At 58.1% G+C, this 23,291-nt stretch carries 13 protein-coding genes; 10 read left to right on the top strand and 3 right to left on the bottom strand.

The features are described from left to right. The first annotated feature begins 3 nt into the window (after window positions 1-3). The 5 genes from ACONT6_RS14915 (at window position 4) to ACONT6_RS14895 (ending at window position 10,038) form a co-directional block, all read left to right on the top strand. Window positions 4-1,038, top strand: coding sequence for a cupin-like domain-containing protein (locus tag ACONT6_RS14915; protein ID WP_428819231.1), 1,035 nt, complete (start codon window positions 4-6; stop codon window positions 1,036-1,038). A gap of 42 nt (window positions 1,039-1,080) precedes the next feature. Continuing rightward, entirely contained in the window at window positions 1,081-2,574 is a 1,494-nt protein-coding gene (locus ACONT6_RS14910; protein ID WP_428819230.1) for a tryptophan halogenase family protein, read from the top strand. A gap of 264 nt (window positions 2,575-2,838) precedes the next feature. Then, a complete protein-coding gene (locus tag ACONT6_RS14905; protein ID WP_428819229.1) occupies window positions 2,839-5,607 on the top strand; it encodes a di-heme oxidoredictase family protein in 2,769 nt (922 codons plus the stop codon). Between the two features lie 139 nt (window positions 5,608-5,746). Next, window positions 5,747-7,285, top strand: a complete 1,539-nt coding sequence (locus ACONT6_RS14900) for a family 16 glycosylhydrolase (protein WP_428819228.1) — start codon at window positions 5,747-5,749, stop codon at window positions 7,283-7,285. A gap of 212 nt (window positions 7,286-7,497) precedes the next feature. Further along, window positions 7,498-10,038 (top strand): glycoside hydrolase family 3 protein, encoded by a 2,541-nt coding sequence (locus ACONT6_RS14895; RefSeq protein WP_428819227.1) that lies wholly within the window; start codon window positions 7,498-7,500, stop codon window positions 10,036-10,038. Between the two features lie 431 nt (window positions 10,039-10,469). On the opposite strand, the gene ACONT6_RS14890 is transcribed toward ACONT6_RS14895, so the two are convergent. Further along, on the bottom strand, window positions 10,470-11,369 hold the full coding sequence (locus ACONT6_RS14890; protein ID WP_428819226.1) for a dienelactone hydrolase family protein: 900 nt from the start codon (window positions 11,367-11,369) through the stop codon (window positions 10,470-10,472). Window positions 11,370-11,684: 315 nt separating this feature from the next. Here ACONT6_RS14890 and ACONT6_RS14885 point away from each other — a divergent pair, with 315 nt between their 5' ends. Beyond that, window positions 11,685-12,668: a lipase secretion chaperone gene (locus tag ACONT6_RS14885; RefSeq protein WP_428819225.1), complete on the top strand. Its 984-nt coding sequence runs from the start codon at window positions 11,685-11,687 to the stop codon at window positions 12,666-12,668. Between the two features lie 42 nt (window positions 12,669-12,710). On the opposite strand, the gene ACONT6_RS14880 is transcribed toward ACONT6_RS14885, so the two are convergent. After that, a complete protein-coding gene (locus ACONT6_RS14880) occupies window positions 12,711-13,865 on the bottom strand; it encodes a helix-turn-helix domain-containing protein (RefSeq protein WP_428819224.1) in 1,155 nt (384 codons plus the stop codon). Between the two features lie 639 nt (window positions 13,866-14,504). Here ACONT6_RS14880 and glk point away from each other — a divergent pair. From glk to ACONT6_RS14865, 3 genes are all read left to right on the top strand, one after another. After that, on the top strand, window positions 14,505-15,467 hold the full coding sequence (gene glk / locus ACONT6_RS14875; protein WP_428819223.1) for a glucokinase: 963 nt from the start codon (window positions 14,505-14,507) through the stop codon (window positions 15,465-15,467). A gap of 223 nt (window positions 15,468-15,690) precedes the next feature. Beyond that, window positions 15,691-18,486, top strand: coding sequence for a TonB-dependent receptor (locus tag ACONT6_RS14870; RefSeq protein ID WP_428819222.1), 2,796 nt, complete (start codon window positions 15,691-15,693; stop codon window positions 18,484-18,486). 122 nt (window positions 18,487-18,608) lie between these two features. Continuing rightward, window positions 18,609-20,099, top strand: coding sequence for a tryptophan halogenase family protein (locus ACONT6_RS14865; RefSeq protein WP_428819221.1), 1,491 nt, complete (start codon window positions 18,609-18,611; stop codon window positions 20,097-20,099). A gap of 70 nt (window positions 20,100-20,169) precedes the next feature. Here the strand turns inward: ACONT6_RS14865 and ACONT6_RS14860 are convergent, their stop codons facing one another. Next, window positions 20,170-21,015, bottom strand: a complete 846-nt coding sequence (locus ACONT6_RS14860) for a universal stress protein (protein WP_428819220.1) — start codon at window positions 21,013-21,015, stop codon at window positions 20,170-20,172. A gap of 257 nt (window positions 21,016-21,272) precedes the next feature. Between ACONT6_RS14860 and ACONT6_RS14855 the strand changes: the two genes are divergently transcribed. Beyond that, complete coding sequence (locus ACONT6_RS14855; protein ID WP_428819219.1) at window positions 21,273-23,012, top strand: alpha-amylase family glycosyl hydrolase; 1,740 nt, start codon at window positions 21,273-21,275, stop codon at window positions 23,010-23,012. Window positions 23,013-23,291: the final 279 nt, after the last annotated feature.

Raw genomic sequence — 23,291 nt, 5'->3', positions numbered from 1 at the left:
GAAATGGCGCAGCCGTTTATTGAAACCGCAGGCCTGCCGTCCACCCGGGAAGCCCGTGATATTACACCGGATAATGCACTGGAAGCGCTCGCAGGTATCACCGAGCCGCTGGTACTGCGGGGATACTGTGCGGGTTTTCCCGCAGTGGCCGCGGCAAAGGAATCTCCGCAAAAAATGGCTGAGTACCTGCTGGATCAATACAGCGGTCATCCGGTCAATGGTTGCTACGGCGCGGCGGAAACCGGTGGGCGGGTGTTTTACAACGAAGACCTGAGCGGATTCAATTTCGAAACCCGCCGGGTAGAACTCGGCGAATTGCTGGACGACATTCTTACCGGTGCCGGCGCGCAACGGGCAGCCATGCGCTATATGCCCTCCAGTGAGGTTTCTTACTGGTTTCCCCGGTTTTCTGCGGCCAATGATGCCGGTGTCGCCAGTGTATCTCCCATCGGTTCGCTATGGCTCGGCAACAAGGTGCGCATCGCTGCACATTACGACTTTCCGAATAATCTCGCCTGCAATATTGCCGGTAAACGCCGTTTTACCCTTTTGCCGCCGGAGCAGATTGGCAATCTCTATCCCGGCCCTCTGGAGTTCGCGCCCGGCGGGCAGGAGATCAGCCTGGTGGATTTCTACAATCCTGATTTTGAGCGCTTCCCGCGCTTTCGCGAGGCCCTGGCCTGCGCGCAGGTGGCGGAGCTGGAAGCGGGTGATGCGCTGTATATTCCCGGTATGTGGTGGCACCACGTAGAGAGCCTGGATACCCTGAACGTACTGTATACCCACTGGTGGCGGGATTCGGCCCCTTACCTGGGACGGCCAACCAATGCATTGCTGCACGCCATGCTCGGGTTGCGCGATCTGCCGCCACACCAGCGAAAGGCGTGGCGGGCACTATTTGATTACTATGTATTTGAGGCGGACGCGGAATCTGCCGAGCACATTGAGCCTGCGGCACGCGGTATTCAGGAGCAGCCACTGTCGCTAGAAAAGGCGATGCAACTGCGCGCAAAACTACAAAATGACCTGAAACGGTAACTGCCGGAAAAACACGGGCAATAACGAGTTGAGAGAACGAGCGTGAACACACAGAACAATATTCGCAAAGTGATCATTGCCGGTGGCGGAACCGCGGGCTGGATGGCAGCGGCTGCACTGGCGAAACTACTGGGAAAAAACCTCGATATAAAACTGGTTGAATCCGAGGCAATCGGCACCGTCGGTGTCGGCGAGGCAACCATCCCCACCCTGCACCTATTCCATCAGTTACTCGGTATCGACGAGCGCGAGATGATGGCGGCAACCAATGCGACCTTCAAACTGGGTATCGCGTTCGAAAACTGGAAAGATGTCGGGCAGGATTACATCCACTCGTTTGGTGCCGCGGGCAAAGATTGCTGGGCGTGTAACTTCAGCCATTTCTGGGTGAAGGGACGACAGCTGGGTATCGACCACGACATCGGCGATTACACCAAAGAACATCTCGGTGCGCGCATGGGGCGCTATGCGGTTTCCCCGCGCAGTGAGCGCACCCACGCCTATCATTTTGATGCCAGCCTCTACGCAAAGTATCTGCGCACCCTCGCAGAAAAACACGGTGCGGTACGCGTCGAAGGAAAAATCCAGAAGGTACAGCTCGATCACCACAACGGTCATATCAAGGCTTTGCAGCTGGAAAGTGGTGAGCTTCTGGAAGGCGACCTGTTTATCGACTGCACCGGCTTTCGCGGCCTGTTGATCGACCAGGCACTGCATACCGGGTTTGATGACTGGGGACACTGGCTGCCCTGCGATCGCGCGGTGGCGGTGCAGACTGGAAAATCCGCAAACCCGGTCCCCTACACCCGTTCCATCGCGCGCGAGTCCGGCTGGCAGTGGCGTATTCCGTTGCAATCCCGCACTGGCAATGGCCTGGTTTTCTGCAGCCACTACATGGATGAAGAGGCGGCCACCAGGCAGCTGCTGGAAAATGTCGAGGGTGAACCACTCAATGATCCGCGGGTGATCCCCTTCCGCACCGGCACCCGTCGCCAGCACTGGAATAAAAACTGTGTCGCGATCGGCTTGTCCAGTGGGTTTATCGAACCGCTGGAATCCACCAGCATCCACCTGATCCAGCGCAGTATCGTGCGCCTGCTGACCCTGTTCCCCTCCACCGGTATCGTGCAGACGGATGTGGACGAATATAACCAGCTGATCCGTGAAGAGACGGAAAATGTTCGCGACTTCGTGATCCTGCACTACAAGCTGACCGATCGTCAGGATTCGGAATTCTGGCGTCACTGTCGCGGTATGGATATTCCGGAATCTCTCGCGCGCCGTATGGAAGTGTTTGAGCAGAGCGGTCGCGTTTACCAGAATGGTACGGAACTGTTTGGCGAGAGTTCCTGGTTGCAGGTATTGCTCGGCCAGGGACTAATGCCGCGCACCTACCACCCCATCGTGGATATGATGAGTGACGAAGAGCTGAGCCGTTTCCTTGCGGGTATTCGCAGTCAGGTGCGCGGCGTGGTGGATGGGTGGCCGGATCATATGGAGTTCATCAACCATTACTGCAAAGCCCGGATGGAATGAGCTGCGCTGAAATTTTTCAGGCACGGGTCCGTTGCGGTTTTGCCGATAACTGTTGACGGTTTCACAAAAAATATTTTGCAGGTGGTACCTCGGTGCCTGTTTGGCGCTGGGGTCCACGTCATTTAAAAACGTTTTACAAAGTGGGACGATTTTCCGTCCCGGAAAAGTCTAGTTTCACCGACGCAAACGATGAGCGTGCGTTAGTTAGAACGTGCAATAGCGCTCGAGAACTCGAATAACCAATAATCAATGCGAGGTTCATTCATGCGTCGAATCCCTGAACAGCGGGGAGCCTTTCGGGCGCCCGTATTTTCCCTTCTTGCCGGTGCCGCACTTTTTATTTCCAGTGCGGCATCCCATGCGCAACCAGTCAACCTGGCAACCGGTGCGCCGGTTACTGCCAGTACCGCAGATCTTCCCGCGAGTAATGCCGTCGATGGCAACACCGGAACCCGCTGGGCATCTGCAGCGCAGACAGATCCATCCTGGATTACGGTGGATCTGGGGCAGCCCTACGATCTGGATCAGGTAGAAATTTTCTGGGAGGCCGCGAATCCGGACACCTATGAAATCTGGGGATCCAACAACGGCATTGACTGGACCACGCTATCGACTCAGACCGGCGGCGTATTCGGGCACCGCACGGACACGGTGACCGTAGACGGCATTTACCAGCAAGTGCGTATCCAGGGGATAAGCCGCAGTGCCGGTAACCAGTGGGGATATTCCATCTGGGAACTGGGCGTGTATGGCACCCTCGCCAACTGCGACAGTGGTTGTCTGGTAGAGCTGGATGCCTCGACCGCACAGGCGCGTATGAGTGGTGGCGATATTGTGGATGTACACTATACGGTAAACGGCGGCGGCCAGATGAATGTGCGCATGACGCAGAATGGCAGCAACTGGACACACAATATTCCGAACCTGTCAGCCGGCGACGTGGTGGCCTACTACTTCACCAAAATTACCGCAGGCGTAGGGGAAACCACCGATCCGGTACAGTTTACCTTCGCTGGCCAGGGTGGCTCGTCCTCTTCATCCTCATCTTCTTCCTCATCCTCTTCCGGGGGCGGCTCCAGTGGCAGCAGCTCTGGCAGCGGTAGTTCGAGCAGCAGTTCTTCCTCCGGTGGCAATCCGGGGTTGGGCAATATTATTCCAATTTTCAACAGCGGCACTGCGCTGGAGCCCGCCATCGTCTTCGAAACACCCACGGCACTGGTGACCCGCTTTTCAGATCGCGCACGCGATCGCCATGCCAAGGAAGATCACTTCCAGGCTTACGATCACTACCTGAGTTTTTACTGGGAAGACCGCACCGCCGCCATTGAAATCATCGACGAGGTGGCCAAGGGCGGGGATACGGTGCGGATGAATGTGCGCACCCAATTCAGACTGAGCGATACCGAAGCTGAAAACCGCTGGTTTTATCGCGGAGTAGGTACCGTGGCCGAGTACTGCGACAACGGCGTAATGAACGTGGTGGATAACTACAATTATTACAAAGAGCGCAGTTTCAACTGCCGTGAAAATCGTGCGATACAGGTCGGCGACAAACTGGAATTTGAAATCAGCCAGTTCCTCGATCCCAGTGTGCCCAATGGACGCGCAAACTATTACGGTACCACCTTCCTGTATATCGTCGGCGAGGGACTGGTCCCGTGGGATGTGGGCGGAACCACGCCGTTCGGTGGTGTGAAGGATTCCTACAAGATCGCAGAGAAGGCCTGGCTTGGCGGAGACACCACGATACACGCGCTGACCTCCGGGGAGACCGACAACCACTTTATGCAGATGGCAACCAATATGGGGTACGACAATGCCCAGCCATTTATGCGTGGTCGCCGTATCCTGCACAGCTCCGCCATTGACGGTGTGCACGATGAAAAACCGCTGGAGAATCCACCGTTTGCGCCCATGGTTGGGCTCGCCGGGCCGCACTATATCAACACCAGCTGTGGCAGTTGCCACGAGCGCAATGGTCGTGCGGCGCCGGCAGCGGTTGGCGAACCGCTGGAAAAATGGACCTTCAAGGTCGCGGATGCGAATGGCAATCCGGATCCCTACCTCGGTTCGGTGTTGCAGCCAAAGGCGCGTGACGGTGCGGCAAGCGAAGGCTCGGTTTCCATCGCCAGCTGGAGTGAGCAGAACGGCTTGCGCTCTCCCAATTACGCATTTACCGGTGTGACACCGCAACGCTTTTCCGCGCGAATCGCACCGAATCTCGTGGGGATGGGATTGCTCGAAGCGGTCAGTGAAACTGCGGTTACCGCCGCGGCTGACCCCACCGATGCGAACGGCGATGGCATTTCCGGCCGAGCCAACCGCGTTGTCGATCCGGAAACCGGCGATACCCGTCTGGGACGTTTTGGCTGGAAAGCCGGGGCCGCGAGTATTCGCCATCAGCTGGCGCGCGCTTTCAATTCGGACATGGGGGTCATGACGTCGGTATTCCCCAGCCCGGATTGCGGCAGCAGTCAAACGGACTGCGGTGCGGCAGGTGCCGAACTTGCGGACAATCACCTGCAGGATCTCACCAAATATATTGCGCTTCTGGGTGTGCGACCCCAGCGGAATTACGATGATCCTTCCGTGGTAAACGGCGGCCAGTTGTTCTCTTCTGTGGGCTGTGCGGGCTGCCACACGCCGACGCTGCAGACCAGCGCATACCATCCGTTTGCCGAACTGCGCAATCAGACGATCCACCCTTACACCGACCTGTTGTTGCACGACATGGGGCCGGGGCTGGCAGATAACCTCGGCGAGGGAGAGGCCAGTGGTGCGGAGTGGCGCACAACACCGCTGTGGGGACTCGGGCTTTCCGCGTGCGTGACCGGCGGCGTGGAAAACCCGATCGGAGGGCAGGGCAACGAAGTGTGTACCCCCGAGCACAGTTACCTGCACGACGGTCGCGCGCGCAGTATCGACGAAGCCATTCGCTGGCATGGTGGAGAAGGTGAAGCTTCTAAAAATGCCTATCAGGGGCTGTCTGCATCACAGCGACAGGACCTGTTGAATTTCCTCAATTCCCTGTAACACCGCTAAACCGCTCGCCCCACCTTGGAAACGTGATCAAGGTGGGGCGACCCGCGGGTGTTTTCCGGGTTACAAAAAAACGGGCTGACAACCCGAGCACTCCACAAGAAAAAAATAAACTCGCGATGAGGAGACAGCGATGTCCAAAATGTTATTCCGCACGTCCGTTCTGGGCATTGGGCTGGCAGCGGCGGCCTGCGGTGGCGGCAGTGGTTCCGGTAACGAGGAAGATCCCGGCGTACCAACTGATCCGGTGGTAGATCGGCCGGAGCAATGTCTGGAGGACCCTCTCAATTCCGGCTACTGCCTGGTATGGGCGGACGAATTCTCCGGTGAATCGATCGATAGCGAAAAATGGTCCCATGAGAAAAACTGCACCGGTGGTGGCAACAACGAGGCCCAGTGTTATACGAATGCAGCGGAAAATTCCTGGGTTGCCGATGACATGTTGCATATCAAGGCAATCCGCGAAGACGCCACCGGGCCGAATCGCGTGGATGATGACCCCGATTACGATCCCGAAGACACCACCGGCAGCGGCACCTACACCTCCGCGCGACTGCGTACCAAGGGGCTCGGTGACTGGAAATACGGTCGTTTTGAAATGCGTGCGAAACTGCCTTTCGGACAGGGCTCCTGGCCGGCCTTCTGGATGCTGCCGAGCGAATGGGTGTATGGCGGATGGCCGCTCTCTGGCGAGATCGATATTCTCGAGGCGGTAAACCTGAAAGTCGGCGGCGAAGACCGAATTCACGGCACCCTGCACTACGGCGATTCCTGGCCGGCCAACAAGTACACCGGCGAGGCCTACCAGATTCCGGGCGGCCTGAATCCCGCAGACGATTTCCACACCTACGCCGCAGAGTGGGAGGAGGGAGAAATCCGCTGGTACGTTGACGGTGACCACTTCGCCACCCAGACCAGTGATGGCTGGTACACCACCGCGGCCCTGGACAATCCGCTGGCGCCGTTTGACCAGACATTCCACCTGATCCTGAACCTGGCGGTGGGCGGCGACTGGCCGTCCAACGTCAACGATACCGGTATCGATGAGAGCGCTTTTCCCCAGGAGTATGTGATCGATTACGTGCGGGTGTATCAATGCACGGAAGATTTCGAAACCGGTAAAGGTTGCGCCAGTAGCGATGGCGAGTTTGTGCTCAATCCCGGGATCACTCCGCCACAGGCACCGGACGGCGATGGCGATGAACTGGCCATTTTCGATGGGGCCGTGCAGGCGCCCTACCAGTGGCTGACCTGGACTGCCAGTGGCAGCGTGGATCTGGAAGTGGTGGATGCCGGTGGTGATTACGGGGAGGTTGGCCAGTTTTCCTTCAACACGAATCAGGGCATCGGCTATTTCCAGTCGGAAGCCGCCTACGATCTCAGTGCCTACACCTATGTGAAATTTGACCTGCGCGTGCTGGCGGAGCCGGCGGATGCGGGGGCCGCTTCTCTCACCTTTCGCGCGGACTGCGGCCATCCCTGTTCCTCCGGTGATATTCCCCTGGATATGCCGCCGGTGAACCAGTGGACTCAATTCCAGATTCCGGTCATGGACCTGGTGGACGGGGGGCTGAATACGCAGGGCGTGAATACCCCGTTTGTGATTTCTCCCGGGTGGGACAACCAGATGGGAGCGGTATTGCAGGTGGATAATGTGATCTGGAGCCGCTGATCCGCGTCCCATTTTCCCGATTTGCACAGGGTGGCAAGGTGGTTTGCACCATTTTGTGACGGAACGGGGAAGTGGGACGACCCTTTTCGGCGCAGTCCGTACAAAGGAAGCTGGAAAAGCCGGGCGGACGGGAGCGGGCAAGCGACCAGTCGCCGCAGGCAAGTCACTAGACGAATAAGAACCAATGCATATCCAAGGGGAGTAGCGCGGTGATGAAAAAGCGAATTTTGCTGGGGGTCATCTCCGGACTGATAGCCGGTGGCCTCGGCGGCTGCGGTGAACAGAAAATGGCCGCTGAGCCGCAGGCAACGGATGCCACTGCTGCACAGGTAAATGACGCCTGGCCAGAACTAGCCAGTCCGATTGCCCAGGATGCGGCGATGGAAGCGCGTATCACCGAACTGCTGGACAAGATGTCGATCGAGGAAAAGGTCGGTCAGCTGGTGCAGGTGGAAATTCGCTCTGCGACCCCGGAAGAGGTCAAGCAGTACCACATCGGTTCCATCCTCAATGGTGGCGGTGCCTTCCCGGGCGACGACAAGCACGCGAGCGTTGCCGACTGGGTAGCCCTGGCTGACAGTTACTACGAAGCCACCATGGATACCAGCGACGGCGGCGTTGCCATCCCCGTAATCTGGGGCACCGACGCGGTGCACGGACACAACAATGTCATCGGCGCGACCCTGTTCCCGCACAATATCGCGCTCGGTGCCACACACAATCCCGAACTGATGCGTCAGGTCGGCGCCGCCACTGCGGCGGAAGTGTCCGCTACCGGTATCGACTGGATCTTCGCCCCGACCCTGGCGGTGGTGCGCGATGATCGCTGGGGCCGTACCTACGAATCCTATTCCGAAGATCCGGCCGTGGTGCGCGACTACGCGGGCAAACTGGTCGCGGGCCTGCAGGGCGCACCGGACAGTGATGAACTGTTCAATGGCAAGCACCTGGTTGCCACCGCCAAGCACTTCCTTGCCGATGGCGGTACCGAAAACGGCATCGACCGCGGCGATGCGATCATGAGCGAAGAAGAGCTGATCGAGATCCACGCCCAGGGCTACTTCACTGCCATCGAGGCCGGGGTACAGACCGTGATGGCCTCTTTCAGCAGCTGGAACGGCAAAAAGATGCACGGCCACAAATACCTGATGACCGATGTACTGAAAGAGCGTCTCGGGTTTGACGGTTTTATTGTCGGCGACTGGGCAGGTCACCAGTTTGTCAGTGGTTGCAGCAATGTGAGCTGTCCGCAGGCGATCAATGCCGGCCTCGACATGTTCATGGCTCCAGACCCGAGCTGGAAAGAGCTCTACAAAAACACCCTGGCGCAAGCCAAAAGTGGCGAGATTTCCGCGGAGCGTCTGAACGACGCCGTGCGCCGCATCCTGCGCGTCAAGCTGCGCGCGGGCCTGTTTGAAGCCGGTGCGCCTTCCGAGCGCGCGTATGCCGGTGACGAATCCTTGATCGGTGCTCCGGAGCACCGCGCCATTGCCCGTCAGGCCGTGCGCGAATCCCTGGTGCTGCTGAAAAACAACGACAACCTGCTGCCGCTTGCGCGCAACCAGCGGATTCTGGTCGCGGGTGATGGTGCCGACAATATCGGCAAACAGTCCGGTGGCTGGAGTATTACCTGGCAGGGTACCGGTAACCAGAACAGCGACTTCCCCGGTGCTACTTCCATTTACGGCGGTATTGCCAAGGCGGTGGAAAGTGCTGGTGGTACTGCGGAACTGTCGGTAGACGGCCGGTTTGAGCAGAAGCCGGATGTCGCCATTGTGGTATTCGGCGAAGACCCCTACGCAGAAATGCAGGGTGATGTTTCCAACCTGGATTACCCGGGAGAGAGCGATCTCGCGCTGCTGAAACGCCTGCGCGCGCAGGGTATCCCGGTGGTTTCCCTGTTTATCACCGGTCGCCCGCTGTGGGTAAATCCCGAGCTGAATGCCTCCGATGCGTTTGTGGCGATCTGGCAGCCGGGTACCGAGGGCGAGGGCGTTGCCGACGTGATCCTGCGCGATGCCGAAGGGCAGGTGAATCACGACTTCACCGGCAAGCTGACATTCTCCTGGCCGAACGACGCACAGCCCACTGTGCGCAACCCCGGTGAAAACGAAGCGCTGGCACAATTCAACTACGGCTATGGCCTGAGTTACGCAGACTCGGAACAACTGGCGATGCTGTCGGAAGAGAGCGGCCTGTCCGAGGCGGACACCAAGGAAGCGCTGGCGGTATTCAATGGCCGTGCGCTGGACCCGTGGAGCTTCCAGGTCACGGATGTTGGCAACAACCACTCGGTGATTTCCAGCAGTGTCGCCAAGCTGCAGGGTATCAGCGTGCAGTCCGTGGATCGCAATGTGCAGGAAGACAGCCGTCGCCTGCAGTGGAGCGGTGAGGGCAATGCCATTGCCGGTTTCTTTGCCAACAGCCGCACGGATCTCTCCGCTTACCTGGCCAATCAGGGCGCGCTGGTATTCGATGTCAAAGTGGACGCGGCACCCAGTGACGCGGTGAACCTCGGCATTAACTGCGGTATGGAGTGCGGTGCCGAGCAATCCATTACCGAGCTGCTCAAGGGCGCTACTCCCGGAGAGTGGAAAACCGTGGCGGTAGATTTACAGTGTCTGGCCAAGGGCGGCGCAAAACTGGATATGGTGCTGTCGCCTTTCTATGTGCGCACTGCCGGTGCCTTGGATGTCACGATTCACGATATCCATATTGCCGCGAATGCGGAGACTGATATTAGCTGCGGATAATCTATTTCCTCAGATTTAAAGCATTAACCCGGCTGCCACCCATCCACCTTCCCGGCAGCCGGGTTCCGCGAATCACCCATAAGGTGAGGGCCGGACAAGAAAAAATAACGCTGTGTTAGCCGGGTATCCGGTTTCCAAGAAGTGCCCCCCCAACAATCAAGCACTCCCCCCTCCTGAACAATCATAGGAGCATTGGTCGCCTTTGGGGCCTTCACCACCATTTGTGACGACAATGGTTACGGTGAGCTGAAATATTGCACCGCGTCGGAAAAGAATACCTATCTGGAAGATGTCAGTCGGGTGATGGAATCCCGACGCGGCCCCTTTGGCCTTTTGAAGTTTTTTGAGCTAGAAAAAAGAGGCACCGACCTGGCCGGTGCCTAAAACGCCTATCAATTAGCTGACCAATCGGCTGATCAGTCTTGGGGGAATCAGTTGGGTATATTGGCTTTTTCGAACTCCGCGACATATAGCGGCGGACGGTCGAGGAACTGTGCCCAGCGGGTATCGCCGTCAAGGAAGGTTTTCTGGAAGGCCAGTGCCAACTGTCCCACATAGCGGTTGGCATCTTCCGGGCCGCCCCAGGCGAAGTGGCCGACGTTGGAGGCCTCGTAAAACAGTTTGGGTACGCCGTAAGGAATGTTGCGGTAAACCCCATCGCTCTGTCCCAGGCCACCGAGATAAGTGGTATCCAGTGAACCGTTGAACAGGATGGTGGGAATTCGAGTGTTGCGACCGCTGGAATCGCTATCTACCGCGGTGAGGTTGTGGCCGGCAAATGACATGGCTGTTTTCAGGCCGCTGTATTCCGCGGAGGTGATCCAGGTCGCGCCGCCACCCATCGACCAGCCGGTAGCACCGAAGCGGCTGGTATCCAGTTTGCCACGCAGGGGGCTGCCGTAGCGGGTGTTTTCCCCTTTCATCGCATCGAGTACATCCTGCTGCTGGTCCGCACGGGAATCCACGCTGTCGTAGATGGTGCGGCTGTCCATGGTCACCAGGACGATACCGTGGGACGCAAAGAACGGACCCCAGTCGCGGTACATGATCTGGGTGCCGGTATAAGGCGGCGTGAACACCAGCAGGGAGTAGGGTGGTTCCGCATTGCGCGGATAGTAGACGGTCGCGCCTCCGGGTGTGGACAGGTACGGCATGGTGTAGCTGTCGTAACCGTAAGGCCCGTTATCGCTGTAGCTTCCCGGCGTATCTTCGTAGCGGCAGATGGCGTCGGAAGGACAGCTCTGTGCCTGTACTGCAGCGCTGGTAAAAATGCCTCCCAGAATCAAACCCAGTGTGGGCAGCAGGGTCTTGGTCAGATTTCTCTTCATCATTATCTTAATTAGCCTCGTTATCGGTTGGATTTTTTTGTCGGCCGAAAGCAGCCTGGCCATTCGCTCTTGGAAATTTTTATTGTGTGATTTTGAATGCCGCGAGCTGTTGAGAAGGTTAGGCTGAGAGCAACTTTTGCAGAAAGTACATAAGGCACCAAAAATCGGCCTGTATGTCTTCTGCTGTCACTGTGGCGTTTGTTTCGTTTACTTGTTTTTCCCTGCTTACAGATTTTTCTTGCTGCCCGTTGTTAAATGGGGGGCTTTTAACTGTCCGTAAAAAACTGTGTTTTGCGGATTTATCCAAAAGGTCATACCGTGAAAATACTTATTACCTGTGCGGTTATTGCATTGCTGGTTTCTGGCGTGCTGGCAAACCTGTGGTTCAGCCCGGAGCCCGGGGGTGAGACTGCAATGTCGCTGACGATTGCGGAGTCGGTAGAAATGCCCGTGCCTGATGCCGGAGGTGCGGATGACCGATCGAATGAACTCGACACTGGGGCAGAGGGCGACCTGAAATCCGCTCCGGTGTTAGCGGAAAATGAGTCTCTCGGAGCGGAGGAAACGGAGCGCAATACGCTGGACTCCGTGGCACTGTACGATGCGCTGCTGATCCTGAACTTCGACAGCGAGGGCAATTTACTGTTCGACCGCAACACGCGCGCCGCGCTGCAGCTGCTCCACGACCAACTGGCGGAGGATGGCGATGGGCAGGGCCCAGGAGTGGAACGTCGCGTGCAAAGTCGGCTGGAAAGTTTGCAGACGTTGCTGAGCGATGCCCTACCGGAGGCGGTGGCCATACAGCTGCTGGATCTGTTGCAGGATTATTCCGCCTATCGCCAGGCGGTGGAGGATGTTCAGCGCACCCGGGCGACGGAAACATTGGCGGCATCGAATCCGCTGGATAATTACGAGCAGATCAAAGCCCTGCGTCGTAGCTATCTCGAGGAAGAGCAGGCCAGTGGCATGTATGCCGAGGAGGAAGCCCAGCTGCCGTATATGGTGGAGTCCATGGCCGTCGCACGCGACCCGAATCTAACGGAGGAGGAGCGAGCGGAGAAGCTGGCGGCAATGCAGGCCGAGTTCAACGAAACCGCAAGCCGGATGGAATCTCCACTGGCGCGCAAGGTACTGGAGGCCAAGGTGGCGCGGATGCGCGCTGATGGTGCCAGCGACGCCGAGGTGTTTGCAGCGCGCGACGCCGTACTCGGCAGTGCAGAGGCCGCGCGGCTGGCGGACGAAGAATTAGATACAGGGGCTCAGGGTATACAGGAACAGGTGGGAAGCGAGACCGGTCCTTGACGGAAACCGGTCTCTATAAAAATCGCGATCAATCCGCGAGGATCAGGATGTTGCGTCCGCGGCCAGTGCCCGCTTGCGGAACTCCGTGGGAGACATACCCACAAGCCGGCTGAAAAAGCGATGGAATGCTGACTTGCTGTTGAAGCCGGATTCCAGCAGCACATCGAGCACCGTCATGTCCGCCTTTCCCGGATCAGAGAGCAACGCCTTGGCGGCCTCGACCCGGTAGCTGTTCACGAACTCGAAGAAGTTGGTGCCGAAGTGTTTGTTGATTACCGCGGAGACCTCTTTTGCCGGCAAGTCGATGCGCTCGGAAAACTGTTCCAGGTTCAGGTTTTTCTTAAGGTAGATTTTGTCTTCTTCCATCGCATTGCGCACTTTGGCGATGGCGGGCTCGGAAGGCTCTTCCTCGCTGCTGGTCTCGCGGGTTTCCTCTTCCGGCTTGGTGACCAGCAGCTGGTGGGCGTAGGTCAGGCTGTAGGCAAAGAACGCATTGATCAGGATAAACGCCAGGTAGTTGTCGGCGATGCCCATGTAGTCCGCCACCACATCGCTGGAAAACTTGGCCACCACGTGCACCACCATGGTCCAGGTCCAGGCCACAAATACCCCCCAGGTGAGCGCCGACAGCCAGTGCAGTTCGGTCTCAGAGTAGTGCGAGTATTCGTCCTTGAGGGCATGGCGGTAGCGCCGGATCCTCAACAGTGCCGCAGCGGCGTAGACAAAGGGCACCAGCGAGGCGATGTCCCAGATAAATCCGATGGCTGTGGACGGCAGGCCCTGGCCGGAATCGGCGATATGCCGCAGGTCATTGCTGGAAATATCGAAAATGGCGATACAGCCCAGTGCCAGCAGCGCGGGCAACAGGTGTAGGGCGTGTCGCCGGTTGAGACTCAGTTTGCGCTGGGTCAGGGAGCAGACGTACAGGTAAATCGCCGGCCCCTTGAGCAGCAGCGAGGCAAATAGTAGGTAGGGCAGCAGCGTTTGCTCGAACCAGGGTGCCAACGAAAACTGGTCATTCCACAGCAGTAGGGTGCAGCTGGAGGCCACGGCAATAATCAGCAAGAAGGCGGTTAGTAGGCGCCCGTCGTGCCGTGCACGGGTGGGCAGGATCGACTGAAAGACGGCCAGCAGCAGGCACTCTGCCGCGGTCATCAACAGCACCACGTCGTGGATATTGAATATGTATTGTTTCATCGGGCCATCGCGGATAGATTTTTGCTTGTTATGGTTTTTATCGCTCTTATAGGGGGGAGTATAAGAGAATTCCCCCCGGGGGAGGAGCGTTGCCCACTTCCACGGGCCTCTGCAGCCCATCCCGCTTGCGAAAATCGGGAAAGTGACACCGCCCAGTTTGCGGATTTTTCCAAAGTGGGGCGACGCTAATCCGGTGAAATCGCACACTGGTGACATCGGGTATTGCCGAGGCCGGTACCGCGGAGAGCATTTCATTGCTTCTCCCCGGTGTACCCCGCTGGCAAAGGTAGCCCGACATCATCTCTCTTCTCCTGCTAGTGGGTCTTTCTCGTCGACCTTATTGTGCTAGTTGGGCCGGCAGGTTTTCCCTGCCGGTATTTTTACTTTCCCAGTTCGCGCCCCGCATGCCCCGGGACGGCCTCGCCATGTGCTGAAATTGGCATCACAAGCCCTGGTTCCCTTATATGATGCTCTTGGCGTCTCATCCCCCCATATTTGTGACCCTGAAGGGGGAGGGGGACTGGAGTTTTCATCGGCAAATCATTACCTTATACCGCCATTTTTTCAGGGCACCTGTCCTCTGGGCCCGGTGGTCGCAGCGGCGGCTCCCGCGGTAGTAGAACGTGTAAGGAAAGCGTTATGACAAGAATCGTCGCGGACATCGGCGGCACCAACGCCCGTTTCGCCATCGCCCACCCGCATCAGGGCGGCTACCGACTGGAATCGATCCAGGTGGTGAACTGCGCCAAGTTCGGGGATTTCTATACCGCGCTCGGCCAGTGGCTCCAGGAACTGGACCAGCCACAGCCGACCGAGGCCTGTATTGCTGTGGCCGGGCCGGTGGAAAAGACCCCACAGGGCGGTCGGGTGACCATGACCAACCTCGGATGGGATATCCGCGCCGAAGAGCTGTGCGCGCGTTTCTCTCTCGAGCGCGCACTGGTGGTCAATGACTTCGCCGCCCTGGCCCTGTCTCTGCCGCGGTTGCCGGAAGAGGACAAGTGGGCGCTGCGGGATGTGCCCGCACAGAACCACGCGCCCATGGTGGTGCTGGGGCCGGGTACCGGTCTCGGGGTGGCAGGGCTGGTCCACGAAGGCGGCAGCTACCGGGTAGTGCCCGGTGAGGGCGGTCACGCCAACCTGCCTGCGGGCAGTGAGCGCGAGCTGGAGCTGCTGAGGATTCTCGCCCGCGAACAGATGCCGGTCTACAACGAGTATGTGCTGAGTGGTGGCGGTCTGGTCAACCTGTACCAGGCGGTGTGCGCCCTGCACGGTCGCCCGGCGGAAGCGCTGACGCCGCCGGATGTCAGTAGCCGCGGCCTCGACGGCTCCGACCCCCTGTGCCGCGAAACCCTGGTGGATTTCCTTAACTTCCTCGGCAGCGCCGCAGGCGATGCGGCCCTCTACTATGTGGCCCGCGGCGGTGTATTCCTCGGTGGCGGGGTGTTGCCGCGTATCGAATCGCTGCTCCCGGAGAGCGAATTCGAGCAGCGCTTTACCCACAAGGGCCGCCTGGGTGACTGGCTGCAGGGCGTGCGGGTAGAGGTGCTGAAAGCCGGCTACCCGGCCCTGATCGGTGCCGCGGCCTGGCTGGAGAGCTGATCCCACAACGTATTCGGCAATTTCCCACAAAGTCGTTCACCAAACCGCTGAACAAATTTTGTTCAGCGGTTATAATCCCGCCCCATGGTGAACAGGCGCCGGCTCCTCCTCTGTCGGCCGCACATTCTCCCCTCTCCTCCCCCCCTGGGGGTGGAGGATAAGGACTTCGGGTATGCCTAGGATGGCACTACTCACCATAACGATAAGTCCAAGGGAGAAGATGATGAGTCTGACCAACAAACGTTTTCGGCCGGCACTGCTGTCCGCAGCTATTGCCGCGTCCGTCGTATCCGGTGTTGCTTTTGCCCAAGAGGCCCAAGAAGAAAGCAGCTCTACACTGGAAGAGCTCACCGTGACCGGTTTCCGTAAGAGTGTTATGGACTCTATCGGTACCAAGCGCGATGCCAAGGCCGTAGTCGAAGCTATCTCTGCCGAAGACATCGGCAAGCTGCCCGACTCCTCCATCGCTGAAGCCATCTCCCGTCTGCCGGGCCTGGCTACCCAGCGTCTGGACGGCCGTGCCAGCCGAGTAACCATTCGCGGCTTCGGTGAAAATGAAAGTGCCACCACCTTCAATGGTCGTGAGCAGGTTTCCATCTCCGACAACCGCGGTGTGGAATTCGATCTCTACCCCTCCGAGATCATGAGCGGTGTAACCGTCTACAAAACCCCGACTGCCAACCTGGAAGCCGAAGGCATTGCCGGCGTGATCGACATGCAGACCGTCAAGCCGCTGGAGCGTGGCGAGCGTGTTGTGCAGTTCAACGGTCAGCTGGAAGCGACCAGCTTTGACAAGCTGAATCCGGATGGTGAAGACAAAGGCCATCGCGGCACCTTCTCCTACATTGACCAGTTTGCGGATGATACCGTTGGTGTGGCTTTCGCCTACAACACCATGAGCTCTCCGAACCAGGAAGAGCGCTGGAACTCCTGGGGCTACCGCAACGATACCCCGGGTCTGGAAGATTACTCCGTACTGGGCGGCGCCAAGCCGTTTGTTCGCTCCTCCCTGCTTGAGCGCGACAGCGCCATGCTGGTAGTCGAGCTGCAGCCGAATGACAAACTGCACACTACCTTCGATGCTCTCTACGTAGACTTCACCGACGAGAAGATCCTGCGCGGTATCGAGCTCCCCGTTGCCTGGGGCCAGGGCAGCATCACTGCAAATGAAATTGACGAAGCAACCGGTTTCGTAACCAGCGGTACCACCGAAGGTCAGCGCGTTGTTGTGCGCAACGACATGGAGAGCCGCTCCGCGGAAATGAAGTCCTTCGGTTTCAATACCAAGTACGACTTCACCGAAGATTTCCAGCTGGAGTTCGATGCCAGCCACTCCAAGGTTGAGCGCGATATCTGGAGCTTCGAGAGCTACTCCGGTACTGGCCGTGGCGACAGCGAAGGTGTTGCGGATGACCTGACATACACCTTCAATGGCGGAAACACCGGTGCACAGTTCGAGCATGGTCTGGACTACAGCGACTATGACCTGATTCAGCTGGGCGGCCCGCTGACTTGGGGCTGGAGCCAGGCGCTGAACGACAAATACAACCTCGCAGGCACTCCCTACGAGAATGCAGCGCAGGACGGCTTCCTGAATGCGCCGGAAATCGATGACGAGCTGACCTCCCTGAAGCTGGCTGCTACCCAGATTGTTGAAGCGGGTATCGTCAACGAAATTTCCTACGGTGTTTCCTACCGCGACCGCCAGAAGGTGAAGCGCTCTCAGGGTTACTACATGACCCTGGCGAACTTCGACGGTACTACCGAAAACAGCACCCTGATCGTGCCGGAAGAATACCGTCTGGGCACCGTTTCCCTGGACTTCATCGGCATGGGCGAGATGATTGCCTACGACGCGGCTGGCATGCTGCGTGACGGCTATTACGAGCTGACCGACGAATCCCTGACTGATATCAAGCACCTGACCAAGTCTTACGACATCAGCGAAGCCGTTACTGCGGCCTTTGCGCAGGCGGACTTCGAAACTCAGGTGGCAGGTCTGCCGCTGTCCGGTAATGCTGGTCTGCGCTACGTATACACCGAAGTGACCTCCAAAGGTTACACCGGTAAGGTCGAAAACAACCTGGTCGTTGCAGAAGCCTCCAACGTGAAGCACGACTACGGTCACCTGCTGCCAAGCCTGAACCTGTCTCTGGAAATCGACGAGCAGCAGACTCTGCGCTTCGGTGCGGCCAAGACCATCTCCCGTGCTCGCATGGATGAGATGAACTCTTCCGTAAACTTCGAGTACTCCGCGACTCAGGATGACAACGGCAACAATTTCAAAATCTCCGGTGGTAACCCCTACCTGGAGCCGAAAGAAGCGATTGGCGTTGACCTGTCCTACGAGAATTACTTCAGCGACGAAGGTTACTTCTCCGTAGCAGTTTTCTGGAAAGACCTCGATTCCTGGCACTTCGACGACAACTACGAAGTTGATGTGTCCGAAGTGTTGTCTCTCGATTCCACCCTGATTCCGGACGGTGTTTCCTCCGACGCGACCCGCTACAGTAAGGTCAATGGCGGTGGCGGTACCTTGCAGGGTTACGAGTTGTCTGTGTCTCTGCCGTTCAACATGTTCAGCGAGAGCCTCGACGGTTTCGGCCTGCTGGCAAGCCACACTGGCGTTAGCTCTGATATCGAAGACATCAATGGTAACGAGTACGAGCTGCCGGGCCTGTCTGACAGCATCCAGAACATGACCTTCTACTACGATAACCATGGTTTCTCTGCCCGTACCAGTGTGCGCAAGCGTTCTGACTTCAAGGGCGACGTATATGGCCTGGGCTTCGATACCGTACAGGTAGACGTGCTGGGTGAAACCATCGTCGACGCGCAACTGGGTTACGACTTTGGCGAGTCTGGTATCGGTGGTCTGGAAGGCCTGTCCGTTTACCTGCAGGGCATCAACCTGACCGACGAGCCGTTTACCACACTGAGCGGTGACAATGAACTTCAGGTTCGCGATTACCAGAGCTATGGTAAGACCTACCTGCTGGGCTTCAGCTACGAGCTGTAAGCACCACTGAGTTGTCATCAGGGCCCCTGTGATTCCGGTTGCAGGGGCCTTTTTTGTTTTCAGGAAGTAATTGCAGGGAAAGCGAGAAATTATTTGAGAGAAGCCCTCTGCGGGGAAGATTTGTGAACAATAAAAAAATAAAGAAGCTAGTTATTCTTGGCGGTGGCACGGCGGGCTGGATGACAGCCGCCCTGATGGTTCGCAGTATGCGCGAGACGGTCGACATTACCCTGGTGGAGTCGGACCAGATTGGCACCGTGGGCGTTGGTGAAGCCACGATCCCGCCAATCCAGAATTTCAATCGCGCCCTGGGCATTGATGAGCAGGATTTTCTCAAGGCGACCCGGGGCACCATCAAGCTCGGAATCCAGTTTGAGAACTGGTCGCGGCCGGGCAGTAGTTACATGCATGCCTTCGGCAATATCGGCAAGAATTTTCCGTTCTGCGATTTCCACCACTACTGGCTGCGTGCCCGCGCCAGTGGTGATACGTCCAGCCTGTGGGATTATTCACTCAATTATCAGGCTGCAAAAAGTAACCGCTTTGCACCGCTGGCCAATATCCCCAATACCAACCTTCCCGGCATCGCCTATGCCTATCATTTTGATGCTGGACTGTACGCGCAATACCTGCGGAAGTTCAGTGAGCAGCGCGGTGTACAGCGCATCGAAGGCAAGGTCTGCGATGTGCGCCAAAGCGGAAACACCGGGCATGTAGAAAGCCTGTTGCTGGAAGACGGACAGTCGGTAGAGGGAGACCTGTTTGTAGACTGCTCCGGGTTTGTGGGGCTGCTGATCGATAAGGTCGTGGGTAGTGAGTACGAGCGCTGGGACAAATGGCTTCCCTGCGATCGCGCAATGGCGGTACCCAGTCAGTCCGCCGAGCAACTTGTTCCCTATACGCGGTCAATCGCCCACAGTGCCGGCTGGCAGTGGCAGATTCCCCTACAGCACCGCACCGGTAACGGCATGGTGTATTCCAGTGCGCACTGGAGCGATGAGCAGGCCCGCGACCTGCTGTTTGCCAACCTGCCCGGTGAGGCGCTGGCGGAAGCCCGAATCATCCCGTTCAAAACCGGCCATCGCTGCGAACAGTGGAAACACAATGTGGTCAGCCTGGGATTGGCAAGTGGATTCCTGGAACCACTGGAGAGCACGTCGATTCACCTGGTACAGTCTGCGGCCACCCGACTGATCAAGTGCTTTCCCCATCATGGTATTCGCGAGGTGGAAGTGGCGGAGTTCAATCGTCAGTCGCGGGTGGAGATGGAGCGTATTCGCGACTTCATCATTCTCCACTACAAAGCGAACCAGCGTCGCGACAGCGAATTCTGGCGGGCCTGTGAGAACATGGCGGTGCCTGACAGCCTGAATGAAAAAATCGAGCTGTTCCGCAGCACCGGAAAGCTATTTCGGGATTACGAGGACCTGTTTACCGAGGTGGCCTGGTTGCAGGTAATGATCGGGCAGGAAATTGTACCCGAGGATTACCATGCACTTGCGGATGGCTTGTCCGAAGAACAGGTGAACTCGCTGCTTGAGAGCCTGCGCACCCTGGTGACGGGTACCGTGCGCCCGCTGCCGTCGCACGAAGCGTTTCTGGGCCGGGGCTGAGAGGAGCCGGAAGAAAAGATAAAAAAAGCCGCCGGAATTAGCGGCGGCTTTTCTTTTCGCTCAGGCGAGTTCAGTGTGTGGTAGTGGTAAACGCGTTACACACCATCACATCGGTATCCACCGAACCGATCACCCGCTCGGCAGTATTGCCGCGCAGCAGTGAGCCGGTTTCCCCGTACTGGTTCAGGGTGCCCATCACCACCACATCTGCATCGATTTCCTTGGCAATCTCGGCTACTACCTCGTTGGTGTAGCCCTGCTTCACGTGGATGCGGTCGGTGGGTACGCCGGTTTTGTCTGCCAGCTTGGCCAGGGCGCCGCGGTCCGGGTAGCGCATGGAATCGAGGAAGGCGTTGACCAGGTGCAGCTCGGCGCCGTATACGCTGGCAATGTAGCTGGCGCGCTCGGTGATCTGTCGGTTCAGCTGACGCTGTTGGTTGGTCTGGGCCTGGTAGTTGACGGTCGCCAGTACCACTTTGCGGCGATCCTTGGCGCCGGGGCGAATCAGTACCACCGGGCACTTGGCCTGTTTCAGTACCTGCCACTTGGACTCGGCAAAGGTGAAGCGGCGGCTGCTGGTTCTGGCGTGCACCGGCAGGTAGATCATTTCAGCGTTGCAGCGCTTGGCTTCCTGGATGATGGCTCCCTGCCAGTCGCTGGACCAGCACACGGAGATCTCGAATTCAACGCCGGCCTCTTCGATCGGGGTGCGGATCTGGTCGCGGAACCAGAACTCGTCGCGGAACAGGTGGTCGTTGACGGCCCGGGTATCTACCGCTTCCCCATCCACGGCAACGAATACGGCAAGCTTGGGCTGGGGGTTGCGCTCGCGGGCGGTGGTCAGTGCACGCTCGAGGGCTACGTGGCGGTCGTCATTGGGGTCGACGACAACGAATACGACGGGTTTATCCTGCATGGTCACTCCTTTTTAATTGGGAAACGGTTCCCTGAATTCTCTCTGGTATCACCGCGCAACAGGTTGATCTGGCGCAGTTCCCGCCTCTGTAATTGGTGCCAAAAATGGCTTTGGGGCGGCCCTAAGACTGGGGAGTCAAGCCTATCACCGGCCGCTGCTTTTTTCATCTACGCCCCGGGGCGGGATGATGAAAATATGGCTGTGGTGCGTACAGTAGATTGCAGTGATTACCGTTCGATAACGGCGGAGAGAAGATAATGAGAAAAACATCCGGCCTGAGTGCCTTTATCGCAGCTGCCAGCCTGGCATTGGCTGCCTGTAACGACGGATCCGCTTCGGATCCGGCAACGCCAGTCACCGCAGCTGAGTCCCCGGTCCAGGCCGAGGCTGACGAGAAGGTCGCGGCACCGACCGGGGCGGACCCATTCTGGAACAATGCCACCGTTTATTTCATGCTCCCCGACCGCTTTGCCAACGGTGACCCGGACAACGATCTGGCCTACGGACGCGAAGCCGATACGGGCCACCTGCGCGGTTTTCACGGCGGCGACCTGCAAGGCGTTATCGACAAGTTGAATGAGGGCTACTTCGACGCGCTGGGTGTTGACGCCCTGTGGATGTCCCCGGTCTACGAGCAGATTCACGGTGCCACGGATGAGGGCACCGGGCGCACTTACGCCTATCACGGCTACTGGCCCAGAGATTGGACCACCGTTGACCACAACTTTGGCAATGAGGCGCTACTGGCGGAACTGATTGATACGGCGCACAGCCGCGGCCTCCGCGTACTGCTGGATGTGGTTGCGAACCATACTGGTCCGGTGACCGGCAAGGATCCGCTGTGGCCAGCGGAGTGGAACCGCGCCGATTCTGTGTGCGACTGGTCTGGCTTTGCCGGTACCGTCAGCTGCATGCTGGTTGATAACCTGCCGGACATCCGCACCGAAAGCGAAGCGCCGGTTGATCTGCCGCCGCAGCTGGTGAGCAAGTGGGCGGAGGAGGGACGCCTGCAACAGGAGCAGGCCGAGCTGGACGCATTCTTTGAGCGCACCGGTTACCCGCGCGCGCCCAAATATTACATGGTGAAATGGCTGACCGACTGGGTGCGTGAGTACGGTGTTGACGGCTTTCGCGTGGATACGGTCAAGCATGTGGAGCCGGAAGTCTGGGCAGTGCTCAAGAAGGAGGCAAGCCTTGCCCTCGCAGATTGGAAACAACGCAACCCGGATAGAAAGCTCGACAATCGCGACTTTTATATGGTCGGAGAGGTCTATGGCTATGGGATTACCAGCGGACGTGATTTCGATTTCGGCGACCGCCAGGTGGACTTCTTTGACTACGGCTTCGACAGCCTGATCAATTTCGATATCGCTGCGCGCGCCGATCACGAAGATATGGAGTCGATCTTTTCCCGCTACTCAAAAATGTTGAACGGCGGGGCAATGGAGGGTGTGGGTGTGCTCAATTACCTGACCTCTCACGACGATATGAATTCCTTCGACCGCGAGCGCCAGCGTCCCCGCGAAGCGGCATTCAAGTTGATGCTGGCGCCCGGCGCCGCACAGATCTACTACGGCGATGAGCTGGCCCGGCCGCTGACGGCGCCCGGTGCCCAGGGCGATGCCCAGCTGCGTAGCCCTATGAACTGGGGGGATCTTGAAAAAAACGAAACCCGCGAGATACTCGCTCTCTGGCAGAAACTGGGTCAGTTCCGACAGTCTCATCTGGCGGTCGGCGCCGGTGTGCACAAGCGTCTCAGTGAAGCGCCCTATGTATTCAGCCGCACGCTGGAAGATGATCGGGTAATGGTGGCACTGGATATGCCAAAAGGGGAGAAGTCCCTGTCTGCTGCCGGCGTCTTCGCCGAGGGCACCCTGGTGAAAGATTATTACTCTGGTATTGAAGCCCGGGTAGAAAATGGCACTCTGAAATTTGATACAGAGTTCGATACTCTACTTTTGGGTAGCCCCGCCACCCAGGCATTGAGCGCCCGGTAACTGACCGGGCCGCGAATTTTATCATCACTCCGCAGCGGTAAGTTCCAGAGCGTTTGCTACCGGATCTTGCCTCGTGCAGTGGGATGACTTGGAATTGACGGCTGTATTGACGTCTTTGTTTGTCCGGCCTTTTTTGGCCGCGTGTGACCCCATCTCTTTCTCGTCGAAAGATTTACCGGTATCCGCTGACGCGTGATACCGGTTTTTTTTGCCTGTCACTTTTGTGCGGTACCTCACTTTTACAAACTCTCATTGGCGGGTTTGCCAACTCCTCCCCCG

This window comes from Microbulbifer sp. MCCC 1A16149, from assembly GCF_050368945.1.
GTDB lineage: Bacteria > Pseudomonadota > Gammaproteobacteria > Pseudomonadales > Cellvibrionaceae > Microbulbifer.
Note: the sequence above shows the minus strand (reverse complement) of the source record. Positions and strands in the feature narration are given on the sequence as shown.